Genomic DNA, 20,477 nt, shown 5'->3' with positions numbered 1-20,477 from the left:
CTTTTCGTTCACCGTCTGAAGATTATGCTCGCGTAGCGACCACTCCTTCAGCCCCGCTCTTGACCCCGTAAAAAGTCTCCTATCAGCTCAACGAACTCATAGATGTCCCCAAGGTGCTCGTGGAGGACTTCAAAGGCCAACCTGTCATTAATCCTCCCGTATCTGTGAACAAGGATGTTGCGAAAGCCCTTCATGAGCCTGAGTTTGTGAGCCATCTCCTCAGGAATTATCCCTGCGCGAACAAGCCCTTCAAAAACGTCCTCCTCCCTTTCCGGCATCGTGAGCCTCAGGTCGGAGTTTATCACGGCACATATATCAATCACGTTCTGGATTGCAAATTCGGCCCGCTTGTAGATTCCGTCCTTGACTATACCGAGCGATTCGAAGTCTTCAAAATCATCTGGAAGGTTTTCCTCTATCAGCCTGAGGCTCTCAAGTATCTCCTCTATCTTGGAGCGTATGAGCTCGACCCTCATTCTATCGCCTCCAGTCCAAGGTAGTCGTAGTAGTACCTCCTGAAGTCCTCCCACTCCTTGAGCGTTTCGTAGGCGAGGTCGTAGAGGAACGTCTCGTCCCTGCAGAAGAGAACTTTACCCTTCAGGCACTCCTTCTTGAGGTAAACCGGAAGGAGCTGAAAAATCTGAACATCATAATTCTCGGGAAGGCTTCCAAGAACGAGCATCCGGAAAAGAAACGCCTCTTTCGGGCTTCCCTCGTAGTAAACGCACAGGTCTACGTCGCTGTCCTTTCTGGCCTCGCCTCTGGATTGGGAGCCGAAGAGAATTACGAACTTCACCCGCTCTCCACCGAGCTCAAGGATTTTTTTGACGGCATCCTCAATGTTCATGGGTGAAAATAGGAAAACCCCCTTATGGCCTTTTCGTTCAGCGCTTGAAGACTATGCTCGCGTAGCCAACTATCGCATCGGTGCTTCTGCTCACCTCGTAGCTCGTCGTGTAGTGTAAAAGCTCGGCCTCAAGTGCTCCAGCCAGGCGGGAGTAGACTATAGCCGTTCCAACGCCCCCGGGCCCGCACATGGTGTGGTCCATCTCGCGAAGCTCCCTGAACATTCCTCTAACGTCGAAGTCGAGGATTCTCCTTATCACCCTGAAGTCCCACTCCTTTATCCTGTGGGGTAGCTCGCCCGCTCTAGCGCGGAAGGGAACGTAGCCGTAAACCGGGCCGTAGTGCATGAAGTCGGTGCTCGCTATCACCACGACGTCCCTGCCGAGCTCCTTCGATGCCTCAAAGATGGCCCTTCCGAGGTCTTCGGAGACATCCTCGTCCTGGATGCCGAGGGCTATCGGCACTATCTTAACTTCCTTCCCGGCTTTTTCAGCGAGGTACTGGATGAACGGGAGCTGAACCTCTATCGAGTGCTCGTATCTGTGGGCCAGCTCATCCAAATCGGCTATGCCAGAGAGCTTCGCTATGGCCGTCCCCAGCTCGGCATCGACCTCAATTTCCCCGAGTGGAGTCAGCCACTCTCCCTCTGGATAGATTGCTATCGGCGAACCCAAACCGGTGTGGTTCGGCCCGAGGATTACGAAGGTCTCAGGCAGACCGTCCTCGTAGATGGCCTTGTAGGTTCTCGAAGCCGTGTAGCCGGAAAAGACGTAGCCCGCGTGGGGCGCAACGCCGGCTGTTATTCTTCTCTCGCTTCCGGCTTTACCGAGGTCCCCCAAGAACTCTTCCAGCATCTCGATGAGCGCCCCACCTGAGGGATAGAAGCTTCCAGCAACGGCCGGATACCTCACCTCAGCCATTCTCCCACCTCCAGAAGTTCATCGCCCTCAAGGTCTAAATACCTTCGGTCAGTTTGAGGCCTGAACCGGTCAGGGGAAGCAGGGCAGAAGAACCATCCGGTATTTCTCCCGTTTCAATTAGCTTCCACAGCCCGGCAAGGGCAACGGCGGATGTGGGTTCAACCAGAAAACCTGCCCTCTTTAGCCAGCTCAACGCTCCCTCGGTTTCGCTTCGTGAGACGCTTACACACATGCCGTTGGTTTCTCTTAAGGCCCTCCTCATGTCGTCGAGCCTTGGCGGCCTTGGAATCGCTATGCCGTCCGCCAAGCTGTTCGTGAAGGGGCTCCTTTCACAGAGGCTTTCATAACCCGAAGCCTGGACCGCAACCAGCCTCGGAAGTTCGGCTATCTCACCCATCTCCTTTAGCTCCCTGAAGCCCTTCCAGAGGCCAAGAAGGAGCGTTCCGCTTCCCGTGGGGGCAAAGGCATAGTCAGGAACGCCGAACTGCTCGAAAACCTCGAATGCAATCGTTTTTGTTCCCTCAATGAAGTAGGGGTTGAGCCAGTGGGTTACGTAGGTCAAACCCTTTTCCTCTGCATATTCCCGAGCCCTCTCATGGATGACCGTCCTATCTCCCTCAACGTAGTGAACGATTGCCCCGAGTTTCTGGAGGAGAAGAACCTTTTCGCGCCTTGCATCGTAGGAGATGAAGGCGTGGAGCTTTATCCCCGCGGGTAAAGCGTAGAGGGCGAAGCTCAGTGCGGCGTTTCCAGAGCTGTCGAGGACAACCTCGTCTATGCCCTCCCCAAGAAGCTTCGCAACGGTAACCCAAGTTCCCCTGTCCTTGAAGGAACCGCTGGGATGGAGATACTCCAGTTTGAAAATCGCCCTTACTCTCCCGACCTCAATTTCGCTGATGGGCGTTATCCCCGGTACTGGTACAGGAACCAAACTGCCTATGGGCAGGTGGGCTAGATAGCGTCTCATGTCCAGGTGGCCAAAGGGGGTAAACCCCGCTCCGGGACCCTCTACCAGCAGAGTTCCCCCGCAGTCACAGGTTAACCGGAAGGTTTCAGGGTATGTCCTTCCACAGCGGGAACAGCGGAGCATAACATCACCTTTTTAGGCTTTTGATATATATACCCCCATACCGGAACTTAAAAAGGTGGTTGCCATGGTTGAGAAGTTCGTTTCGGCAGAGAGACCTCAGACGGAGGAGGGTTACCAGTACCATATAGCCTGCAAACCGGGGGACGTTTCGAGATACGTCCTGCTCCCCGGTGATCCCGAGAGGGTCCCAAAGATAAGCTCCCTCTGGGATGAAACGAGGGAGATAGCCTTCCACAGGGAATATAGAACGCACACTGGCAAGTATAAGGGAGTTCCCATAAGCGTTACCTCAACCGGAATAGGTGGCCCCTCGACCGCTATAGCCATAGAGGAGCTTGCCGCGATAGGCGCGGACACCTTCATAAGGGTAGGCTCGACCGGTGCGATACAGCCGGGAATGGAAATCGGAGACCTCATCATTGCCAAAGCTGCCGTCAGGCTAGAGGGGACGTCGAAGCAGTACGTCCGCGTGGAATACCCTGCAGTTGCGGATCTTGAGGTTACTTTAGCGCTCATCGAGGCCGCCGAGACTTTGGGTGTGCGCTATCACCTCGGCATAACGGCCTCCACCGACAGCTTCTACCTCGGCCAGGGGAGACCCGGGCTGAAGGGCTACTTCCCGAGCTTCGCAAAGCACATAATGGACGACCTGAGGCAGGCCAACGTCACCAACTTCGAGATGGAGGCGGCGACGCTCTACACCCTCGCCAACATCTACGGGCTGAGGGCCGGCTGCGTCTGCTCCGTCTTCGCCAACAGGGTAACCAACGAGTTCGGCAAGGCCGGCGAGAAGGAAGCGGCATTAGTCGCCAGCGAGGCCGTGAAGATACTCGCCGAGTGGGACGAGGAGAAGGAGAGGGCCGGAAAGAAGGTCTGGTTCCCTGGGCTGAGGGGTTGATATGGACACAAAACTCCTCACAGTCAAAAGCCTGCTGGCAGAGAGAAAACGGGAAGAGGCCCTAAACATTGCAGAGGGGATAGCCGACAGATACTGGCGCGACTATGCCCTCAAATGGGTGGCCGAGGCCTACGCCGAAAACCCCGGGAGGGCCATGGATATAGCCCAGAGAATCGTGGCCCCAACCATAAGGGACGAGACCCTGCGCTCCCTTTCGTATTTATTTTCAAAGGAGGGGAACTTCAAAGCGGCCCTCGAGGCAGCGAGGATGATAACAAACCAGTTCACACGGAAAAAGGCCTTCAGGACCGTGAGCAACTACCTCGCAAAGAGCATCATACAGAAAGGCGTTTCGGAGGTAAGGCTGAGCGAGCTCGATCTCACCGACCGCGACATCGAGGACCTGAAGCCCCTCCCGTACGGACTGGCGTACAAGGACGGAAAGATAATGCCGGGCGCCGAAATCCTACCGATCAAAGGCGAGATGAAAATGGGGATAATACCGCGGTTTGAAAAAAGGCTCGAGGGCAGAACACCCCCAAAGCCGGTTTTCGCGGGGGAGGATACCGAGAAAACCGAGTACGTATCGGAGTACATACTCAAGCTCATTGATGAGGGGAACCTCGAGGAGGCAAGGAAACTCGCCAAGGGACTGGCTGAGCCCATGAAAAGCGCCCTGCTGGAAGAGATCGGGATGGAGTATCTCAAAAGGGGCAACGTTGAGACAGCTGAGAAAATATTCGAGGAATTAGTACGCGCGGACATGCTTGGAGCGGCACTGATTGAGCTTCATCCGGAGGACGAAAACAGGATACAGTACTATCTCTCCAAGGTGTACAACCCTGTGACCAGGCTTTTGGTTATCTACGAAGCCACGAAAAGGAAGGGCGTGAGGGAGGACTTCCTTAGAAGAACCCTCCTCTGGGCCACGGATGAATGGAAGCTCGGCAGGATTCTGAAGTTCCTGGCGTTTGAAATGCTGAACGAAGCCAAACGTACCGGCGATGATGGCCTGAGAAAAACCTCAAAAGGCCTCTTCGAGCTGGGAAAGCGCATAGAGAATGGTTCACTCATTAAGCCGTGAACTTTTTTGAATGACATTCAGCGGAACATGCCTGTGGGTAGAACAGGATTGTGGCGCCCCGGCGGGGATTCGAACCCCGGACCTCAAGGTCCGCAGCCTTGCGCCCTATCCAGACTAGGCCACCGGGGCACTTGCCAGCTAAACCTTCCCGGGAACGCTTTATAAATTTAACCGTCCCACAGAACCGAAAGATTTATAAATCAACCGCAGGTGAGTATGTAACGGGCCGCGGAGTGCGGTGGTAGTCTAGCCTGGTCTAGGACAGCGGCCTGCCACGCCGCTGGCCCGGGTTCAAATCCCGGCCACCGCACCAGAAACTTTTCTTGCGAAAAGTTTCATCAAAGTTTGTAGCTCCTTTCTGAAAAGCTAAATTCTGAGTGGTTTTTTATCGAGTGGCCAAATTTAAGAGGGAGAACCTGTTGGATTGCTCCTTTGGTGTGGGTTTGCTTTTAAATCGACGCCCTTCGGGCGTCAAGAAGAGAGGAAACCCCTTATGAAGACCCATTTCAAAGAGTTCTCAGTTGGAAATGAGTACTTGCGAGTAAAATCCCCCATTGGACATTTCAAAAGGGAGCTACTAACTTTTGGTGAAGCTTTTTCCAAGAGCTTCCTTCGCAAGCGCTGGCGGGAGATTGGGTGCCTTTTTGGAATTTGCTAACTGTTCATGCGGGTTTATTCTCGATTTGCTCTTTGGTGAGTGTTTCTCTCTGAAAAAGCGCCCAAAGGGCGCCAATGGCAAGTTGAAACTGCTCTGAAAAGCTTCCTTTTGTATTAAACCCTGCTTAAAATTATCCAGTTCTCCAGTGCACGACTAATTTTGTTGCTTCTCTGTGAGGAGGGCGCTCTTTGATCAAACTTTGCTAGGCAAATTTTGTTCGCCTGCGCGACGAAGGCCAAAATAAAAAGAAGCGGCAAAATCACACAAACCCTCAGGCTCTCAGCTTCGCCAATGCATCCTCAGCCGCTTGGAGTATCTGGTAGCCAACCGGAGAAGCCGTTAGGAGCGGGTGGGTCGCTATCTGGAGAGTGTAGAGCTCGCTCGCGGTGAGTCTCTTCTGTATCGCGAGGGCGAGAATGTTTATCATCTCGCCAACACTCTTTCCACCAGCTATCTGCGCCCCAAGTATCGCTCCCCTGTCGCGGGAGAAGATGAGCTTAACCGTCACCATCGAGGTGTCCGGGAACTTCGCCGGATGCCTGTCGGGGCCTTTTCCATAGCCAACTATGACCTCGAAGCCCTCCCTCCTGGCGGCCTCCTCGGTGAGGCCCGCGGCCGCAAGGGTGAGACCGGCAACGTTGGTGGAGTAAACGCCTATCGTCCTCCTGTTCTCCCTGACGATCTGGAGCTTGAAGAGGTTCGCACCCGCTATTCTTGCCTCGAAGGTTGCCGTTGAAGCAAGCATAAGGCCGTAGGGCTTGCCCGTGAAGAAGTCCCTGTGCTCCACGCAGTCGCCGACGGCGAAGATGTCCGGATGAGAGGTCCTCATGTACTCGTCCGTCCAGATGCCGTAGCGCGTAACCTTGAGGCCCGCCTTAACGGCCAGCTCAACGTTCGGGCGGTAGCCGATGGAGAATATAACGAGGTCCGCGGGAAGCTCGCTTCCGTCGATGAGCCTCACCCGCTCGACACTTTCCCCACCAAGGATCCGCTCCACCTGTCCATAAACGACTCTTATGCCTCTCTCTTCAAGCCGTTCCGCGACCATCTCGCTGAACTCCCTATCGAAGGAGCTCCTCAGGAGCCTGCTCCTCACGAGAATCGTCACGTCCTTTCCGAGTTTTCTTATCTCATCGCCGACCTCGAGGGCTATGAAGCCGCCGCCGACGATGACGACCCGCTCCGCGGTTTTAACCCTCTCGCGGAACTCCTTCAGGTAGCGGTAGTCTTTCGGGACGGTGTAGACTCCCTCCAGCTCCGAGCCCGGGAACTCCGGCTTCACGGGTTTTGAACCGGTCGCAAGGACGAGCTTCTCCCAGGCGATCTCCTTCCCTGAGGCAGTCCTCACGAGCTTTGCCCTCGGGTCGATCTCAGTAACATCATCCGTCAATATGTCCACGCCAAGTGGCTCCAGGAACTTCTCGACAGGAAGAATGTCATCGTCAACGCTCTCCAGTGTGCCAAAGATGTACGGGATGCCACAGGGAATCATGGCGATATCTTCCCTCTTGATGACCAGAACGCTTTTGTCGGGGTAGAACTTCCGGGCCGAGATCGCCGTGGTCAGGCCCCCGGCGCTCGCTCCTATGATAACAACATCGTACTTCATGTTAGACCCCCCTAAAGGTTTTCGGTTATATTTGCACACCAAAGGATTTTAACCTTTCGTTAACCTCTGGTTCAAAACGCGGGTACTGAATGTTTCAACAATGAAGAAAAAATAGCAGGGGAGTCATTCCCCGGTCGCGCCCTTCAGGGCGTCCTTACATCCACAGTGCCTCTCCTTCGGAATGTACCTGATGGACTTCATGAGGAGGTACTTTATCTCCTCGCTCTTCTTGGCCATCAGCTCGACGACCTCGGTGTGGGTGAGCTTCTCCCTGCTTATGCCGGCGGCGAAGTTGGTGACGATGGCGACGCTGGCGTAGCACATCTCCAGCTCCCTCGCCAGGGCGGCCTCGGGGCACTGGGTCATTCCAACGACGTCGGCACCGAGTATCTTGAGCGCCCGTATCTCCGCCCTAGTCTCGAACCTCGGACCCTCCATGCAGGCGTAGGTGCCCGTTGGGTGATAGTCAAAGCCAAGTTCCTTGGCGGCAGTTATCAGGGCCTTCCTGAGCTCGGGGCAGTATGGGTCCGTGAAATCGACGTGGGCAACGAACTTCCTGTCGTGCGGGCTCTCGTCGCCGTCGTAGAATGTGTAGTGCCTCGTCTTGGTGAAGTCCAGAAGCTGGTCGAGAACGACGAAGTCGCCGGGTTTCATGGCCTCGTTGAGCGAACCTACTGCCGACGTGGAAAGAATCCTCTCCACACCGAGCTCATAGAGCGCCCAGATGTTGGCGCGGTAGTTTATCTTGTGCGGTGGAACGCTGTGCCCCTCACCGTGCCTCGCGAGGAAGGCTATCTCCTCCCCGTCGTACTCCCCGATCTTCACCCGGACTTTTCCATAGGGGGTGTTCACAAACTCCTCCCTGACGTTCTGAAGCAGCTTGGGGTCGTATACTCCGGAACCTCCAATAATTGCTATCCTCGGCATGGCATCACCTGGAAGATGAAAGGGCGGCGGTCTTAAAACGTTAGCCCTTTTCCCAGAGCCCCCTCTGGTACTCCGCCCGCTCCTCGATGTCCTCCCTGACCTCCCCCTCGGTCTGGAGTTCCAGTATCTTCGTCAGTATCTCGCTGAGGAGCCAGGAGCCCCACTTGGCGTCCTTCACCTCAAGGGCGGCGTCAATGGCCCCGTCTATATCCCCAGCATTGAGCTTCGCCACGGCTATGCTGCCAAAGGCCAGTGAGCGGAGGTAGTGGCCGCGAACACGGGAGGCGAATTCCCATGCACCGTCAAAGTCTCCAAGTTTGGAGAGGTACGTGGCGACTTTGACCCTGACCGCGTCGTCTTTAGTCGCGTCTCCAATCCTCCTGACCAGGTCAACATACCTCCGATCAATGTTCCCGGAGAGGAGTCCCACCATTATGCGTCCGGCCAGTTGTTCAAATTCTTCTCCCTCAACACGGTCAAGGAGTCCGGAGAGGACGTCTGTCTTATCGAGAGAGGTTTCCACTATTCCCTCAAGGACGGCCCAGCGCTGTTCGGGGGGAAGCTTCCCCACGATTTTCATAACGAAGTCCAGCTCTCCCTGGTTACCCAGCCCAACAAGAAGGGATTTCAGCACATCAAAACCTGCCTCGCCCGAGAGAGACAGCGCTATATCAACGAACTTCTCATAGGTGGCCTTCGGAACGTCGGAGTGTTTGAGATGAACCGCAACTTCCCTCATCGCTTCCCCAAGCCAGTACTCGCTCTTAAGCTCCGAGAGCACCCTGATCGCGCTTCCAAACTCCTCCCTTTTGAGGTGGGTTTTTATGGTCTCAACTGCGGCGATGGAGTGCCACGGTTCCCCCTCAATACCCTCGACGACAAGTCTGGCCCTGCGCATGTTGCCCCGCCGGAGGTACGCCCGGAGTATTTTGAGCAAACTGTCGTTCCGCTTTACCTGATCCTTAATGTCGCCGGCATAAAAGAACGCATCGTCAATCCGTCCAAGGTTCAGAAGTTTCGATACAAGTTCCAGAAGCAGGTCATCCCTCACAGGCTGGGGAAACTCAACAACCGCATCATGTGCCTGCTGAAACACCTTCATCGCGGTTTTGGGGTTTACCGAATTCAAATAGAATGCGATTTCCATGAGGGCCTTTGCCATCACTACGGGATTCTCTATTATGGACGCGGCATTTACGGCGTACTTAAAAGCGCTTTTGTATTCGGGGTCTTTAACCCGATACATGTAGTACCCAATTTTGGCGTAGGTAACCGCCCGCAGGTACTTATCCTTTATGTTGGAGGCCAGCCGCAGAGCCTCACGATAAACGTCAGCCGCCATTATTTCCACCGGAAAATTTACGATATGGAAGTATTTAATGGTTTCCAACGGCCAGAACAGAATAGACACAATCAGTCAAAAAGCGAAAGTTCAGCCAAGGTCGTCATAAACGACGCCGACGACTTCACCATCGTCAAGGGAAACGAAGCTTACTTTTGTCTTTTTGCCGCTCTTGGGGTCTACCACAACAAAATCTGGCTTGGACAGGTAGTTACTGCGTGGCATCCTCCAGGCATCGCCGTAATGGGCCTTTAACTCCCTCAAAAACCTTTCCGCATCTTTCCGAATTACCGTTGTCACAGATATCACCATGAGTATATACCACTTGAAAATATAAAAAGGTTTCTAATAGACATTCGTCAAAGATAATATCGTCAATCGTCTATTTTTCCGCCCCTCACACAGAGCAGTGAGCCCCCCTCGACACCAAGCTCGCGGGCGATTGGAGGGCACTTGGCCTTGAGGAGGAAAAACACCCTACGGTCCCTCAGGTCGCTCAGGGTCTCAAAGTTGGCCTGTCCCTTGGCGATTATGACATCGGCGGCGTTGAAGACTCCCCTGAACTCCTCGGAGGCGTATTCCAGGGGAGTGCCCGGAAGCCTGGAGCCCGTGGAGATGACCTCAGCAAACCTGTCAAACCCCGCCTCCAGCAGGTCTCCAACCGTAGCGTCATTGATTATTGGGCCGTCCTTCGCGGCCACGTATATCCGCAGGTCGGGAAATCTCCCGCGTATGAACTCAAGCAGCAGCCTCTGACCTCCTCCCCACCTTAGCTAAGGGTTCCAACAAATTAACCCCTCGCCATTGGCGGGAAGGTTTGAGGGGTCTCATTTAAACCCACTAAAAAGTGGTCTTCGACCCCTCTGGCCGGGCCTCCGGCCAGTTACCCCTCCCTTGAGCATACAAACCGCCCAAGTTCGGGGTTATGGTTTTCACAACCTTCTCCAAAATATTAAACGCTCCAACCAAGTCCGCGTTAAAGATAAGCCCCGTCACGGGACACTTAAACAAACCACGAACAAACCTTGCCCCCTCGTGGGGCTCCCCGCAAACGGGACAGGTCTTCGAAGTAAAAGCCTCACCAACGAGCACAACCCGAATACCATACTCCTCCGCAACTTCAGTTAAACGCTTGATGACATAATTGTACCTCCAGACGTGGGAAAGGAGGAATTTCTGCTTTTTACCCTTATCAGAATTCCTCGCTATTCCCTTTGGATAACCAACGACTATTCTTGAGACGCCCAAATCGTAGAGCTTCTTAACCGTTTGTTTAACCGCCGTGTTAATGTAGTGCTTTGCCTGAAGCTTAGCCCTCTCGTGCATTCTCCGGAGTTTTCTACTTGTTTTAACTCCAGATTTATTGAGTTTTGACTGATAATCAGCAATCTTCTTCCGCCAGTAGAAGTCAATGCTCTTCAACGGTCTTCCGTTCACGAGAAAGCTTTCTCCATTCTCCATATAGACGGCTATCAAATTGTTCACTCCAAGGTCAATTCCTGCTGAGAGGCTTCCTTTGGGTTGCCTTGGAACGCTAACCCATTCTCCACCCTCAAATTTTTTCTCCACCGTGAGGCTTAGATATGCATACCACTTCCGCTTTATTGGGTCGTAGGTTATTTCTAACCGCCCTTGCTTCCCCTTCAAGTGTATTCTGCCTTTAAACTGAACTTCCAAACGTTTAAACTTCCCAAGGCCTTTGAGGAGTAGCTTATTGCCATCGATTTTGTACTGGTCGTTTCTCAGGACGATTAAGGGTTTCCTCTCCCCATCTTCTTTCAGGTAGTTTGGTGGTTTCGGTTTAAGCCAGTCAGGGAGTTCTCCATTCCGCTTTTTCCGGAGGAGTGAGAAGAACGAACGCCAAGCTTCGGCGTTTTTGCGACATATTTGCTGGACTGTGGCCGAACCGATTTCCCGCTTAAACTCCTTATAAACGGTTTTCTCTGTTGAATTGAAGTCCACGATTTTGTCCTCGAAGAATTGTTGTCTCCTCAGGTAGTTTACCCTGTTCCAGGCCTTAGCTCCAGCGTCGGCTAACTGGTGGAGGATTTTTGCTTGCTCTTTCGAGGGCTGGAGTTTGAGCGTTACTGTTCTCTTCATTTCAAAGTATGGTAGGGTTTTTAGGCTTTAAAAGAGTGTCGATTTCCTGCTTGAAGGCTGGTTAGGTTGATTATTGCCTCCCGCCTTAAAGGGCGAGGCTTTCGAAAGAAAAAAGTAACCGCTGAACGGGTCATCGTCCCCAAGGAAGCGGTACAGTTCAAGGAAGAGCATGCCTCCGCTCACCGCGGGAATGGAATCCTCCCTGAAGAGCTCGCCAAGCTTCCTGGCCACGAAAAGCATGGCCCTCCTGCGCTTTTCAAAGTCCCCGGCACTCATCTCGGTTATCTTCTGAGCCTGGTTAACGGCACAAGCGATGCACTCATAGTGGATCCTCATAACACCACCGGGGTAAAAATAGAACCGCACCTTATTAAAGTGAGGGATGATTCAACCATCAAGCCCTCAGCATTTCAACGTACGCGAGCTCCTCGGGGATGGACTTGCGCTTCCTCCTCTCCATCTCCCTCTCGAGCATGTATCCGTACAGGTGGGCCATCCACATCATCCGCGTCACCTCCGTTCCACCATTCCCAGTAATACATGGTTCTGTAGAGGTTTAAAAGCTTTGTCAGCCCGCAAATTTCCACAAATGGTCTCTAGAGTTCTTTATTCCTTCAAAAAAGCAGCGTCGTCCGTTCTTGTAGTTGAATGAACATGTATGTTCGATGAAATCTGCTCTAACGTTCTCGATTATGAAGAAAGCGCACATTAGAACATTGCATTGTTCCGGGAGCCGACCCAACTGTTTATAAACTTTGGAGACGCCATCACTACGGTGAGAGAAAATGGCCCTAGAGAAGCTTGGGAAGGCACTGAACAGCGCCCTGAAAAAGCTCGCCCGCTCAAAGACCGTGGACGAGGCGACGATAAAGGAGGTAGTGCGAGATATACAGAGGGCACTCATCCAGGCGGACGTTAACGTAAGGCTCGTTCTCCAGCTGACCAAAACCATAGAAAAGAGGGCCCTTGAGGAGGAGCCCCCGGCCGGGGCTTCAAAGAAGGAGCACATAATCCAGATAGTCTACGAGGAGCTGACCAAATTTCTCGGAAAGGAGGCCAAACCCCTCGAGATAAAAGAGAAACCCACCGTACTGCTCACCGTCGGAATCCAGGGTTCGGGTAAAACAACCAGCGTGGCGAAACTTGCGAGGCACCTCCAGAAGAGGGGCTACAAGGTGGGCGTCGTCTGCTCGGACACCTGGAGACCGGGAGCCTACTACCAGCTCAAGCAGCTCCTCGAACCGTACGGAATAGAGGTCTCCGGCGATCCCGAGGAGAAGGATGCGGTCAAGCTCGCGAGGGAAGGGGTGGAGTACTTCAGGGAAAAGGGCGTCGATGTCATAATCGTGGACTCCGCCGGAAGGCACAAGGAGGAGTCCGGCCTTATAGAGGAGATGAAGGAGATAAGCCGGGCCATAAAGCCCCACGAGGTCATACTGGTCATAGACGGAACCATCGGTCAGCAGGCGTATAACCAGGCCCTGGCATTCAAAGAGGCAACGCCGATAGGCTCGATAATAGTCACCAAGCTCGACGGTTCGGCCAAGGGTGGAGGCGCCCTCTCGGCCGTCGCCGCAACCGGTGCCCCGATAAAGTTCATCGGTGTTGGCGAGAGGATAGACGACCTCGAAGCCTTCGATCCGAAGCGCTTTGTTTCGAGGCTTCTGGGAATGGGAGACATCGAGGGACTTCTGGAGAAGCTCGAGGAGCTCCAGAAACAGCAGGCCGTCAGCGAGGAAGACCTCGAGAAGTTCCTCAAGGGCAAGTTCAACCTAAAGGACATGTACGCCCAGCTCGAGGCGATGCAGAAGATGGGGCCGCTGAAGCAGGTTCTCCAGATGATCCCCGGACTGGGCTACTCCCTGCCGGATGACGCCGTCAGGGTGGGCGAGGAGAAGCTCCGGAGGTACAGGATAATAATGGATTCCATGACCGAGGAGGAGCTCGAGCACCCGGAGATAATCAACTACTCGAGGATCAAACGCATAGCCCGCGGCTCGGGAACCAGCACCGCCGAAGTGAGGGAGCTCCTCAACCAGTACAATCAGATGAAGAAGATGTTCAAGAGCATGGACAAGAGGAAGCTGGCCAAGATGGCCAAGAGGTTTAACTTCGGGGGGTTCGGTATATGATGGAAGCGTTTGTCCTGGTTGTTGTTAAGCCCGGAACCGAGGAGAAGGTCTACGAGACCCTCCGCGGCAACGAGAAGATAAACGAGATATACCGGGTCTACGGTGAGTACGACCTGATCCTCCGCGTGGAGGTCGGCAGCATAGCGGAACTGGACAGGTTCCACGACGAGGTTCTGAGGAGGATAAAGAACATCGAAATGACGGAGACGCTGATAGCGAGCTCCTACAGGGGGTGAGGGGTTGGAGAGGCGGTGGGTCGCGACCATCGACCTTGAGACCCTTGAGGTCGAGCACGACCCCACATTTAAATTTAAGTGCCTCGAAAACTGCGGGAAATGCTGCTACGAGCTGGAGATACCCATCCGGGATGAGGATATAGCCAGGATAGAGGAACTGGGCTACAGTGCCTGGGAATTCGTGGACTACGATAAGATGTTCTACCGCGGGGACAAGTTCCTCAGCTACGCCCTCAAAAAGCGTCCCTTCGACGGGGGCTGCGTTTTTCTTGATCCCGAAACCATGCGCTGCAAAATCTACGATCACCGGCCCCTCGCGTGCAGGCTCTACCCATTCGTCTTCGTGAAGCACGGAAAAAAGATGGAAATCTACGTCAAACGTGACTCCTTCTGCCCCGGCATCGACCATCCCGAGGGGGAGCCCGTGACGGGGGAGTTCCTCCTCAGGGAGTACGGCGACGTCATAGAGGAGTACCGCAGGAAAGTTGTGAAGAGCCGGGAGTGACCGAAACATATTTATACATTTTCTTGTTAATTCAGGGGCACCGGAGGTGAGAGCGTGAGTCAGCTGAAGTCCGTGCAGGAAAAGCTGAGACTGGTCAGGGTACTCAGACTGCTCAAGAAGACCTACACCTACGAGGAGCTCTCCAAGATAACGGGCCTCCCCATCACCGTGCTGAACAGGTACGTGAGGGGAAAGGTCCTGCCGAGCGCCGAGAGAACGAAGGAGCTCCTCAGCCTGCTCCTCCCGTACATCAACATAGAGGAGGAGGTTAGGAAGAGGATAAAATTCGACGAGTACGGGTTCTTTGACAACATGCCCGTCCTCAGCGACACGGCCCTGATGAGCCTCATCGCGGAAGACGTGGCGGGCAGGTACATGGACAAGAACGTCGATAGGGTCCTCACAGCCGCGACGGACGGAATAGCCCTCGGCGTTCACGTGGCCAGGGAACTGAACGTCGATGTTGTCTACGCCAAGAAGAAGAAGGAAGTCGGCGTTGAGAAGTTCTACGAGGTCAGCTACGTGCCCAGCGCCTCGGGAAGCGTCACGACGCTGTACCTCCCGCAGTGGGCCCTCAAGAAGGGCGAAAACGTCCTCATAGTTGACGACGTCATAAGGAGCGGGGAAACGCAGAGGGCCCTCCTCGAGATGTGCCGGCAGGCGGGGGCGAAGCCCGTTGGTATGTTCTTCCTCATAAGCGTCGGGGACGTTATAGAACGGCTGCGTGAGGAGTACAGCATCCCCGTGGAGAGCCTCATAAGGCTGGAGTGATTCCCATGAAGGTGTTCATATACAACGCCGACGGCCTGACGATTCCGGTGGAGGTCGAACCCGGCCTCCCTTTTAAATTCACTTGCACCGAGGAGGAGTGCGGGAGAGAGGTGGTCATGGAGGGCGTGGTGCGGTACGCAGACGAGGCAGAGTTCACGCGGGTCCTCAGAGACACCATCGCGGAAAATCCCGACTTCAAAAAGATACTGGAGATAACGGCGAGAAACCTGATTTTCGAGGGCAAAGTCAACGGGAGGGAAGTCGTCCTTCCGGTTGAGAGCTTCGACGACTTTGCGAAGCGATTCCTTGACGAGGTTCTAGTCCTCCGTTAGTTTTAGCCTCGTGTCCTCTTTGACAACCTGCATCGCAACGCTCGTGTTTGTTTTTTCCACCCCATCGAGGGAGAGCAGCCACTTAACGAAGCGGTTCATATCTGCCCTGTCCCTGAACTTCGCCACCAGGACGATATCGAACTCACCGGTTATGTCATAGACCAGCATTACCCTCTCGTTTTTGGCTATCTCACGCTCTATATCCAGGATGCGCCTCCCCTGGGCCTTGACACCGATGACCGCGGTCAGCCCAAAGCCGAGCTTCTCGTAGTCGAGGATAGGAGCAAACCCCCTGATTACACCTTCCTCCTCCATCTTTTTGATGCGGTTGTATACGGTTCCAACGGCCACTTTGAGCTCCCGCGCTATCTCACGATACGACAGGCGGGCGTTTTCCTGGAGCAGCGAGAGTATCCTTAGATCGAGTTCGTCCACAGCACTCACCCCCTCACGAGTAGACCGTAAACTTTAAATACCCTTTCCTTGGAGGGAATAGCGGGCAGTGGACCGGTAGCCTAGCTAGGATAGGGCGGCGGCCTCCTAAGCCGCAGGTCCGGGGTTCGAATCCCCGCCGGTCCGCCATAACCTGTTCTGCGTTGATTCCGAATTCAAAAATTCACACCCCCCTCTTGGCCTCAACAGGGAGGCGCGCAACTTATCACCGCTTAATTTTTTCAAACAACGTCCCTTCAAAGTGGGGAACCTCCAAAAGAGCCGGAACATATTCTTGAGAAGAACTGTGGTGCGGGGGAGGGGATTTGAACCCCTGAACCCCTGCGGGAGTGGATCTTGAGTCCACCGCCTTTGACCAGGCTCGGCAACCCCCGCACCGTGGCAGAGTGTATAAACCGTCGAAAACTTATAAACTTAACTAACACCCCGAACCAGTTCAAGCAAAGACCTGACTACCGGCAACTCAAGAAAGAGGAACACCCCAAACGCCATCAGGAGAAGATACTTTGATACGAAAACACTCGCTTGGAGAACCAGCGCGGCAATGAGGGGGAGATAAACATCGGGAGAGACTCCAAGCAAGCTCTTTGAGTAGTAAACCACGCCGGCGAGGATGGTCGCATACGCCAATAAAAGACCCCCCATCACACCCACAGGCCCCGTAACGGGCACCAGAAGGAACCATGAAACGAGGGCCACCCCCGCTCCAAGGAGAGAAACCAGGGTCCCGCGTTTTACGTAGGCGGTGGAGTTGAGGGCCACTATACTTGGGTTGTACGCCACATAAATTTCAATGGCCATCAGGGCCAGGTAGAAAGATGGGCCGATTTCAAATCCAAAGACCGCTGACAGAATTTCCCTGCCGAAAATCATGAGGACGAAAACCAGACTCCCAGTGATTAACACTATGAACTCCGTAACCTTCTCCGCCAGGTTTTTAACGTATCCTCTCTCGGCTCGGCCGTGTTTATACGAGAACATTGGCATTATCGCGGACTGGAGGACCTGGGGGATGTACGTCAGCAAAAAAACCGCGGAGAGAACAGCGGACACTTCCCCAGCAACCTCTGACCCAAGAAGACGCTCGCTCATGAAGTAGGGCCCCTGAACCAGAAAGACCCCCGACAGGGTTCCCAGGAAAGCGAAAGAGGAATACGCAACCATCAGCCTGAAGTATTCCCAGCGAGGCCGTACCACAAAGCCAGCGACCCATAGGTAAGCTATGGAGATAACGGTCAGAACACCAAGGAAGATTAGATATGGCGCAAAGACATCGGGAACAAGGAATCCTAAGGCAAATCCAATGAAGGAGACCACTATGGCATACGCGTAGTGTTCCCCCCGGTGAATCCCGTACAGAAAGCTCCGAAAGGTCAGCTGAACAGCGCGGAAGACAGCCAGCAGGGAAAGGTACAGGTTGAACGGAAGGAGCAACAATCCAATGAAGGGCATCAAAAACGCGGGCAGGGTAATGGAACGCATGGCATCTGCATCATCCCTCCCAAGGAACTCCGAGGAATACTTACCGAGGGCCACCGCAAAAAAGCTCAGCGGTATCGCCACAAAAAACGCCTTTGAGATGAGTGAATTGGCCGTTCCAAGAACGTCCACGCCAAATCGTCTGGCTATTATCACACTATACAGGAACCTGCTGAGGCCCGTTATTCCAAGGGCAACTATGGAAGCCAGGGAGTGACGTAGCAGGACCCTACGTTCATAGCTCATGGAAATAATAAACAGGTGCCGGATTTTAACCTTTGTGGAATCCCAGCGCAAAGCCCCCAGCGAAAGCGGCAGTGCCGGGCAGGAGTGCCATGAACTTCTCGCCAGCGGTCATTATCTCATGCGTCCAGCCGCCCACGAGATTGAAGAGTCTGTCCTTATCGATTATGAGAACCCCCTTCTGTTCAAGCCACAGCAAACTAGCAACGTAGGCACCGATGAGGGCAAGCGCCAGCTTCATCATTTTTTTGACGGCGTAGCCGGTTACAAACCCAACCACTGCTCCTACTCCCATATCGCCCATCATGGCGTTCAGGTCGAACTCCATTCTACCACCCTAAAATCCTTGCACTTCATCGGATAAAAACTTGTTGCCAAAACGTTTAAATTAAACGGGTCCAAAATATTTATAGACCATAAAAGTCGGGTGAGAGCATGACAACCCCCATGGAAAGGCTCAAGAACAAGATAACCAAAGAGGTTCTCTGGCTGTACATACTCCGGCTACTGCGGGAGAGGCCCATGTACGCCTACGAGCTGAAAGAGAGGATAAGGGAAGCGTTCAACTTCGAGCCCGCGACCGTCAGCTCATACGTTGTCCTCTACAAGCTCGAGAAAGATGGGTACGTTACCGCGGAGTGGCAGGAGAGTCAGACGGGAAAACCCTCCAGGAAGTACTACAAGCTCACCCCTGAGGGGGAGAGGCTCCTTGAGGATGGAATAGCCTTTCTTGAGGACATGGTTGAGAAGCTGAAGGGCGCCTGAAGACAACCGCCCGCAAATAATTTTTGCGTTTCTGCACAATCTTTCCAGAAAAGCATAGAATTGAGAAACGTAGAAATAGGAAGCAAAGATAGGGACTTCAGCGTCCCATTCCACCGCGCGGCTCTCTCGCCTTCGGGCGGAGACCCTTGTAGCCGCACTTCCTGCACTTCTTGGCCTTCCACGGGTTAGTGGCACCGCAGCGCATGCACACGTACTTCCTAAAGATTCTGGCCTCAGCCTCGGGGAATCTCGCCATTGTGATCACCTCATGATCTTAAACCGTCTTCACCTACACGACTCGGCTTTTAAAGCTTTGGTGCGGGGGACGGGATTCGAACCCGCGTAGCCCTTCGGCAGCGGATCTTAAGTCCGCCCCCTTTGGCCAGGCTCGGGCACCCCCGCGCGAGGGTGAGTAAAGCGAGGGGAATTAAAAACCTTCCCCTCAGGTCCTGATAATCCTCATCTCGAAGTCCTCGACCGGAACCTTGAAGTCCTCCCTGCTCTCGATCTCCTTCCTGTTGTAGAGTATCTCCCTCGCGAGGATCCAGTAGATGAGAGCAAGGGCCTTCCTACCCTTGTTGTTGGTCGGGATCGCAACGTCGACGTAGCTGAGGAAGTTCTCGGTGTCGACGAGGGCCACTATCGGTATGCCGATCTCGATGGCCTCCTTCATGGCCTGGTGGTCGGCCCTCGGGTCAGTGACGATGAGGACGTCCGGCTCCATGAAGTTCTTGACCTGCGGGTTGGTCATGGTTCCCGGGAGGAAACGACCTGGTATCGAGCGGACGCCGGTGACGTCGCCGAACTTCTTGACCGGCTTCTGGCCGTAGAGCCTGACGCTGACGGCAAGGATGTTCTCGGGGTCGAACTTGGCGAGGAACTTGCCGGCGACCCTGAGCCTCTCGTCGGTCTTCCTGACGTCAAGCACGTAGAGGCCGTCCTGCCTGACACGGTAAATAAACCTCTTCATGTCCTGGGTCTTCTGCTGGGTTCCGATGTGGACACCGGCAGCAAGGTACTGGTCGAGTGGAACGAGGTATTCCTCCATTCTTCACACCTCCTCATCCTTCAAAGGTTATTATCCTACCCCTTTCACCCAAATCTTCGGCTATGCGAATCAGCTCGTTCAGCTTGGCGATGGAATCCTTGCGGAGCACCATCGCCGGGCAGCGAAGGCCCACGGCAACGTGGGCCAGGGCCTCGTCGGAGGACTCGTAGCGAGCCTCCGCGAGGATGGGGGTTATCCTCTCCGACTTCGCGTCGTTCACGAGGTTGTATAAGTCGGTGAGCGTGCCTAGGTTTATCGGCTTTATCGACAGGGCGTTGTAGTAGCGCCTGTCCAGTATATCCTTCTCGCGGAAGAGGTGCTCGCCGTCAACGAACACCTCGTGGGTACCAGCGATTAGCTCGAGGAACAGCTCCTCATCGCCGAGGGGCTTTATGTAGGCCACGTTGTTGTCCTCGACTATGGAGAGCACTTCCTCCATATCCACTGGAACCCTCTGCACGAGGCCGAGGGCAACCTCGAGGCCGAGCTCGTCGGTTGCTTTTTCGGTGGCCTTCGAGAAGGCCTCCACAGTACCGGTCTCCGCGCCTTCAAGGACCTTGTTAACCGCATCGACGACGTCGGTTATCTCCATGAGGTCCCTGACCATGACGTAGTAGTCGAAGGCCTCACCGCTCGCAATCTCAAGGATCGGAACCGGCAGCTCGGTGGTGAAGGTTCCGCCGATGTAGTTGTAGAGGGGCATCCTCTTGACGCTCGCCGCGGCCTTGGCGACCGCCATTGAGACCGCCAGTGCAGTGTTTGCCCCTATGTGGCTGAAGTTCTCGGTGCCGTCTATCTCCCAGAGGTAGCTGTCTATGAGCTCCTGCTCGCTGGCATCAAAGCCTATGAGCTCGGGCCCTATTATCTCATCGACCTCGCTCACAGCACGATGGGCCTCTGCTATGTAGAGACTCGGGTTCTCGTCCACGGGCGCGGCAAAGCGACCGAAGCCGGAACTCGTCACGACGTCTACTTCAACGGAGTATCTGCCACCCTTGAGCACCGCAACCCTGCCGATCACGTTCTCTATCACGGTCAT

Annotated in this window: 24 protein-coding genes, 5 tRNA genes and 1 pseudogene; 10 read left to right on the top strand and 20 right to left on the bottom strand. The window is 54.3% G+C overall.

From position 1 onward, the window contains the following. Positions 1 to 47: 47 nt before the first annotated feature. From hepT to FH039_RS03225, 4 genes are read right to left on the bottom strand one after another with little or no spacing between them, the layout of a single operon-like run. Positions 48 to 476 (bottom strand): type VII toxin-antitoxin system HepT family RNase toxin, encoded by a 429-nt coding sequence (gene hepT / locus FH039_RS03240; protein ID WP_139680185.1) that lies wholly within the window; start codon positions 474 to 476, stop codon positions 48 to 50. Beyond that, positions 473 to 847: a type VII toxin-antitoxin system MntA family adenylyltransferase antitoxin gene (mntA, locus tag FH039_RS03235; protein WP_139680184.1), complete on the bottom strand. Its 375-nt coding sequence runs from the start codon at positions 845 to 847 to the stop codon at positions 473 to 475. The genes hepT and mntA overlap by 4 nt, the downstream gene beginning before the upstream one ends. Positions 848 to 884: 37 nt before the next feature. Next, a complete protein-coding gene (locus FH039_RS03230) occupies positions 885 to 1,766 on the bottom strand; it encodes an MEMO1 family protein (RefSeq protein ID WP_139680183.1) in 882 nt (293 codons plus the stop codon). A 34-nt stretch (positions 1,767 to 1,800) separates the two neighbouring features. Further along, on the bottom strand, positions 1,801 to 2,856 hold the full coding sequence (locus FH039_RS03225; protein ID WP_139680182.1) for a pyridoxal-phosphate dependent enzyme: 1,056 nt from the start codon (positions 2,854 to 2,856) through the stop codon (positions 1,801 to 1,803). Between the two features lie 64 nt (positions 2,857 to 2,920). Between FH039_RS03225 and udp the strand changes: the two genes are divergently transcribed. Beyond that, the gene (udp, locus tag FH039_RS03220; protein ID WP_139680181.1) at positions 2,921 to 3,754 is read left to right on the top strand and encodes a uridine phosphorylase; all 834 of its coding nucleotides are present in this window, start codon (positions 2,921 to 2,923) and stop codon (positions 3,752 to 3,754) included. 1 nt (position 3,755) lies between these two features. After that, positions 3,756 to 4,838: a hypothetical protein gene (locus FH039_RS03215; protein WP_139680180.1), complete on the top strand. Its 1,083-nt coding sequence runs from the start codon at positions 3,756 to 3,758 to the stop codon at positions 4,836 to 4,838. Positions 4,839 to 4,889: 51 nt separating this feature from the next. Here the strand turns inward: FH039_RS03215 and FH039_RS03210 are convergent. Next, positions 4,890 to 4,967 (bottom strand) — tRNA-Arg (locus FH039_RS03210). 106 nt (positions 4,968 to 5,073) lie between these two features. Here FH039_RS03210 and FH039_RS03205 point away from each other — a divergent pair. After that, positions 5,074 to 5,151, top strand: a tRNA-Gly gene (locus FH039_RS03205). A 616-nt stretch (positions 5,152 to 5,767) separates the two neighbouring features. Here the strand turns inward: FH039_RS03205 and FH039_RS03200 are convergent. From FH039_RS03200 to FH039_RS03170, 7 genes and pseudogenes are all read right to left on the bottom strand, one after another. Next, entirely contained in the window at positions 5,768 to 7,105 is a 1,338-nt protein-coding gene (locus FH039_RS03200) for an NAD(P)/FAD-dependent oxidoreductase (RefSeq protein ID WP_139680179.1), read from the bottom strand. 123 nt (positions 7,106 to 7,228) lie between these two features. Then, positions 7,229 to 8,032 carry an S-methyl-5'-thioadenosine phosphorylase gene (gene mtnP / locus FH039_RS03195; RefSeq protein ID WP_139680178.1) on the bottom strand — a complete coding sequence of 268 codons (804 nt, stop codon included), beginning with the start codon at positions 8,030 to 8,032 and terminating at the stop codon, positions 7,229 to 7,231. A 40-nt stretch (positions 8,033 to 8,072) separates the two neighbouring features. Beyond that, a complete protein-coding gene (locus FH039_RS03190) occupies positions 8,073 to 9,374 on the bottom strand; it encodes a hypothetical protein (protein WP_139681599.1) in 1,302 nt (433 codons plus the stop codon). A 90-nt stretch (positions 9,375 to 9,464) separates the two neighbouring features. After that, positions 9,465 to 9,674: a hypothetical protein gene (locus FH039_RS03185; protein ID WP_058938200.1), complete on the bottom strand. Its 210-nt coding sequence runs from the start codon at positions 9,672 to 9,674 to the stop codon at positions 9,465 to 9,467. Between the two features lie 74 nt (positions 9,675 to 9,748). Next, positions 9,749 to 10,120 (bottom strand): ARMT1-like domain-containing protein, encoded by a 372-nt coding sequence (locus tag FH039_RS03180; RefSeq protein WP_338064612.1) that lies wholly within the window; start codon positions 10,118 to 10,120, stop codon positions 9,749 to 9,751. A gap of 44 nt (positions 10,121 to 10,164) precedes the next feature. Further along, positions 10,165 to 11,474 (bottom strand): annotated as a pseudogene (locus tag FH039_RS03175) (RNA-guided endonuclease InsQ/TnpB family protein). Between the two features lie 27 nt (positions 11,475 to 11,501). Continuing rightward, positions 11,502 to 11,810 carry an ARMT1-like domain-containing protein gene (locus tag FH039_RS03170; protein ID WP_240703262.1) on the bottom strand — a complete coding sequence of 103 codons (309 nt, stop codon included), beginning with the start codon at positions 11,808 to 11,810 and terminating at the stop codon, positions 11,502 to 11,504. 449 nt (positions 11,811 to 12,259) lie between these two features. On the opposite strand from FH039_RS03170, the gene FH039_RS03165 reads away from it, so the two are divergent. Genes FH039_RS03165 through FH039_RS03145 form a run of 5 tightly spaced genes read left to right on the top strand, consistent with a single transcriptional unit; the run spans position 12,260 to position 15,450 of the window. After that, a complete protein-coding gene (locus FH039_RS03165; protein ID WP_139680177.1) occupies positions 12,260 to 13,606 on the top strand; it encodes a signal recognition particle protein Srp54 in 1,347 nt (448 codons plus the stop codon). Continuing rightward, complete coding sequence (locus FH039_RS03160) at positions 13,603 to 13,842, top strand: Lrp/AsnC family transcriptional regulator (protein WP_139680176.1); 240 nt, start codon at positions 13,603 to 13,605, stop codon at positions 13,840 to 13,842. Before FH039_RS03165 ends, FH039_RS03160 begins: the two co-directional genes overlap by 4 nt. Positions 13,843 to 13,846: 4 nt before the next feature. Continuing rightward, on the top strand, positions 13,847 to 14,347 hold the full coding sequence (locus FH039_RS03155) for a YkgJ family cysteine cluster protein (protein WP_139680175.1): 501 nt from the start codon (positions 13,847 to 13,849) through the stop codon (positions 14,345 to 14,347). A 54-nt stretch (positions 14,348 to 14,401) separates the two neighbouring features. Then, positions 14,402 to 15,118, top strand: a complete 717-nt coding sequence (locus FH039_RS03150) for a phosphoribosyltransferase family protein (protein ID WP_139680174.1) — start codon at positions 14,402 to 14,404, stop codon at positions 15,116 to 15,118. A 5-nt stretch (positions 15,119 to 15,123) separates the two neighbouring features. Beyond that, entirely contained in the window at positions 15,124 to 15,450 is a 327-nt protein-coding gene (locus FH039_RS03145; RefSeq protein ID WP_139680173.1) for a hypothetical protein, read from the top strand. On the opposite strand, the gene FH039_RS03140 is transcribed toward FH039_RS03145, so the two are convergent. Beyond that, positions 15,436 to 15,885, bottom strand: a complete 450-nt coding sequence (locus FH039_RS03140; protein WP_058938207.1) for an Lrp/AsnC family transcriptional regulator — start codon at positions 15,883 to 15,885, stop codon at positions 15,436 to 15,438. The genes FH039_RS03145 and FH039_RS03140 overlap by 15 nt on opposite strands. A gap of 69 nt (positions 15,886 to 15,954) precedes the next feature. Here FH039_RS03140 and FH039_RS03135 point away from each other — a divergent pair. Then, positions 15,955 to 16,032 (top strand) — tRNA-Arg (locus FH039_RS03135). A 158-nt stretch (positions 16,033 to 16,190) separates the two neighbouring features. On the opposite strand, the gene FH039_RS03130 is transcribed toward FH039_RS03135, so the two are convergent. The 3 genes from FH039_RS03130 to FH039_RS03120 form a co-directional block, all read right to left on the bottom strand. Continuing rightward, positions 16,191 to 16,278 (bottom strand) — tRNA-Leu (locus FH039_RS03130). Between the two features lie 39 nt (positions 16,279 to 16,317). Continuing rightward, complete coding sequence (locus tag FH039_RS03125) at positions 16,318 to 17,628, bottom strand: lipopolysaccharide biosynthesis protein (protein WP_139680172.1); 1,311 nt, start codon at positions 17,626 to 17,628, stop codon at positions 16,318 to 16,320. Positions 17,629 to 17,653: 25 nt separating this feature from the next. Further along, on the bottom strand, positions 17,654 to 17,953 hold the full coding sequence (locus FH039_RS03120; RefSeq protein ID WP_139680171.1) for an FUN14 domain-containing protein: 300 nt from the start codon (positions 17,951 to 17,953) through the stop codon (positions 17,654 to 17,656). A 107-nt stretch (positions 17,954 to 18,060) separates the two neighbouring features. Here FH039_RS03120 and FH039_RS03115 point away from each other — a divergent pair, with 107 nt between their 5' ends. Further along, a complete protein-coding gene (locus tag FH039_RS03115) occupies positions 18,061 to 18,390 on the top strand; it encodes a PadR family transcriptional regulator (RefSeq protein WP_139680170.1) in 330 nt (109 codons plus the stop codon). Positions 18,391 to 18,487: 97 nt separating this feature from the next. On the opposite strand, the gene FH039_RS03110 is transcribed toward FH039_RS03115, so the two are convergent. The 4 genes from FH039_RS03110 to FH039_RS03095 form a co-directional block, all read right to left on the bottom strand. Next, positions 18,488 to 18,646, bottom strand: coding sequence for a 50S ribosomal protein L40e (locus FH039_RS03110; RefSeq protein WP_014012517.1), 159 nt, complete (start codon positions 18,644 to 18,646; stop codon positions 18,488 to 18,490). 58 nt (positions 18,647 to 18,704) lie between these two features. Beyond that, positions 18,705 to 18,792, bottom strand: a tRNA-Leu gene (locus FH039_RS03105). A gap of 40 nt (positions 18,793 to 18,832) precedes the next feature. Then, complete coding sequence (gene rpsB, locus FH039_RS03100; RefSeq protein WP_058938239.1) at positions 18,833 to 19,438, bottom strand: 30S ribosomal protein S2; 606 nt, start codon at positions 19,436 to 19,438, stop codon at positions 18,833 to 18,835. Between the two features lie 13 nt (positions 19,439 to 19,451). After that, the gene (locus tag FH039_RS03095) at positions 19,452 to 20,477 is read right to left on the bottom strand and encodes a hypothetical protein (RefSeq protein WP_139680169.1); all 1,026 of its coding nucleotides are present in this window, start codon (positions 20,475 to 20,477) and stop codon (positions 19,452 to 19,454) included.

Origin of the sequence: Thermococcus indicus, from assembly GCF_006274605.1 — an archaeon.
In the GTDB taxonomy this organism is placed as follows: domain Archaea; phylum Methanobacteriota_B; class Thermococci; order Thermococcales; family Thermococcaceae; genus Thermococcus; species Thermococcus indicus.
The sequence above is the reverse complement of the archived record's forward strand: the minus strand, read 5'-3'. Positions and strand labels throughout refer to the sequence as shown.

Bases quoted from the DNA above. Each gene is read 5' to 3' on its own strand.
- hepT (WP_139680185.1), bottom strand. From the start codon at position 476: ATGAGGGTCGAGCTCATACGCTCCAAGATAGAGGAGATACTTGAGAGC.
- mntA (WP_139680184.1), bottom strand. From the start codon at position 847: ATGAACATTGAGGATGCCGTCAAAAAAATCCTTGAGCTCGGTGGAGAG.
- FH039_RS03230 (WP_139680183.1), bottom strand. From the start codon at position 1,766: ATGGCTGAGGTGAGGTATCCGGCCGTTGCTGGAAGCTTCTATCCCTCA.
- FH039_RS03225 (WP_139680182.1), bottom strand. From the start codon at position 2,856: ATGCTCCGCTGTTCCCGCTGTGGAAGGACATACCCTGAAACCTTCCGG.
- udp (WP_139680181.1), top strand. From the start codon at position 2,921: ATGGTTGAGAAGTTCGTTTCGGCAGAGAGACCTCAGACGGAGGAGGGT.
- FH039_RS03215 (WP_139680180.1), top strand. From the start codon at position 3,756: ATGGACACAAAACTCCTCACAGTCAAAAGCCTGCTGGCAGAGAGAAAA.
- FH039_RS03200 (WP_139680179.1), bottom strand. From the start codon at position 7,105: ATGAAGTACGATGTTGTTATCATAGGAGCGAGCGCCGGGGGCCTGACC.
- mtnP (WP_139680178.1), bottom strand. From the start codon at position 8,032: ATGCCGAGGATAGCAATTATTGGAGGTTCCGGAGTATACGACCCCAAG.
- FH039_RS03190 (WP_139681599.1), bottom strand. From the start codon at position 9,374: ATGGCGGCTGACGTTTATCGTGAGGCTCTGCGGCTGGCCTCCAACATA.
- FH039_RS03170 (WP_240703262.1), bottom strand. From the start codon at position 11,810: ATGAGGATCCACTATGAGTGCATCGCTTGTGCCGTTAACCAGGCTCAG.
- FH039_RS03165 (WP_139680177.1), top strand. From the start codon at position 12,260: ATGGCCCTAGAGAAGCTTGGGAAGGCACTGAACAGCGCCCTGAAAAAG.
- FH039_RS03160 (WP_139680176.1), top strand. From the start codon at position 13,603: ATGATGGAAGCGTTTGTCCTGGTTGTTGTTAAGCCCGGAACCGAGGAG.
- FH039_RS03145 (WP_139680173.1), top strand. From the start codon at position 15,124: ATGAAGGTGTTCATATACAACGCCGACGGCCTGACGATTCCGGTGGAG.
- FH039_RS03125 (WP_139680172.1), bottom strand. From the start codon at position 17,628: ATGAGCTATGAACGTAGGGTCCTGCTACGTCACTCCCTGGCTTCCATA.
- FH039_RS03120 (WP_139680171.1), bottom strand. From the start codon at position 17,953: ATGGAGTTCGACCTGAACGCCATGATGGGCGATATGGGAGTAGGAGCA.
- FH039_RS03115 (WP_139680170.1), top strand. From the start codon at position 18,061: ATGACAACCCCCATGGAAAGGCTCAAGAACAAGATAACCAAAGAGGTT.
- FH039_RS03110 (WP_014012517.1), bottom strand. From the start codon at position 18,646: ATGGCGAGATTCCCCGAGGCTGAGGCCAGAATCTTTAGGAAGTACGTG.
- rpsB (WP_058938239.1), bottom strand. From the start codon at position 19,438: ATGGAGGAATACCTCGTTCCACTCGACCAGTACCTTGCTGCCGGTGTC.
- FH039_RS03095 (WP_139680169.1), bottom strand. From the start codon at position 20,477: ATGACCGTGATAGAGAACGTGATCGGCAGGGTTGCGGTGCTCAAGGGT.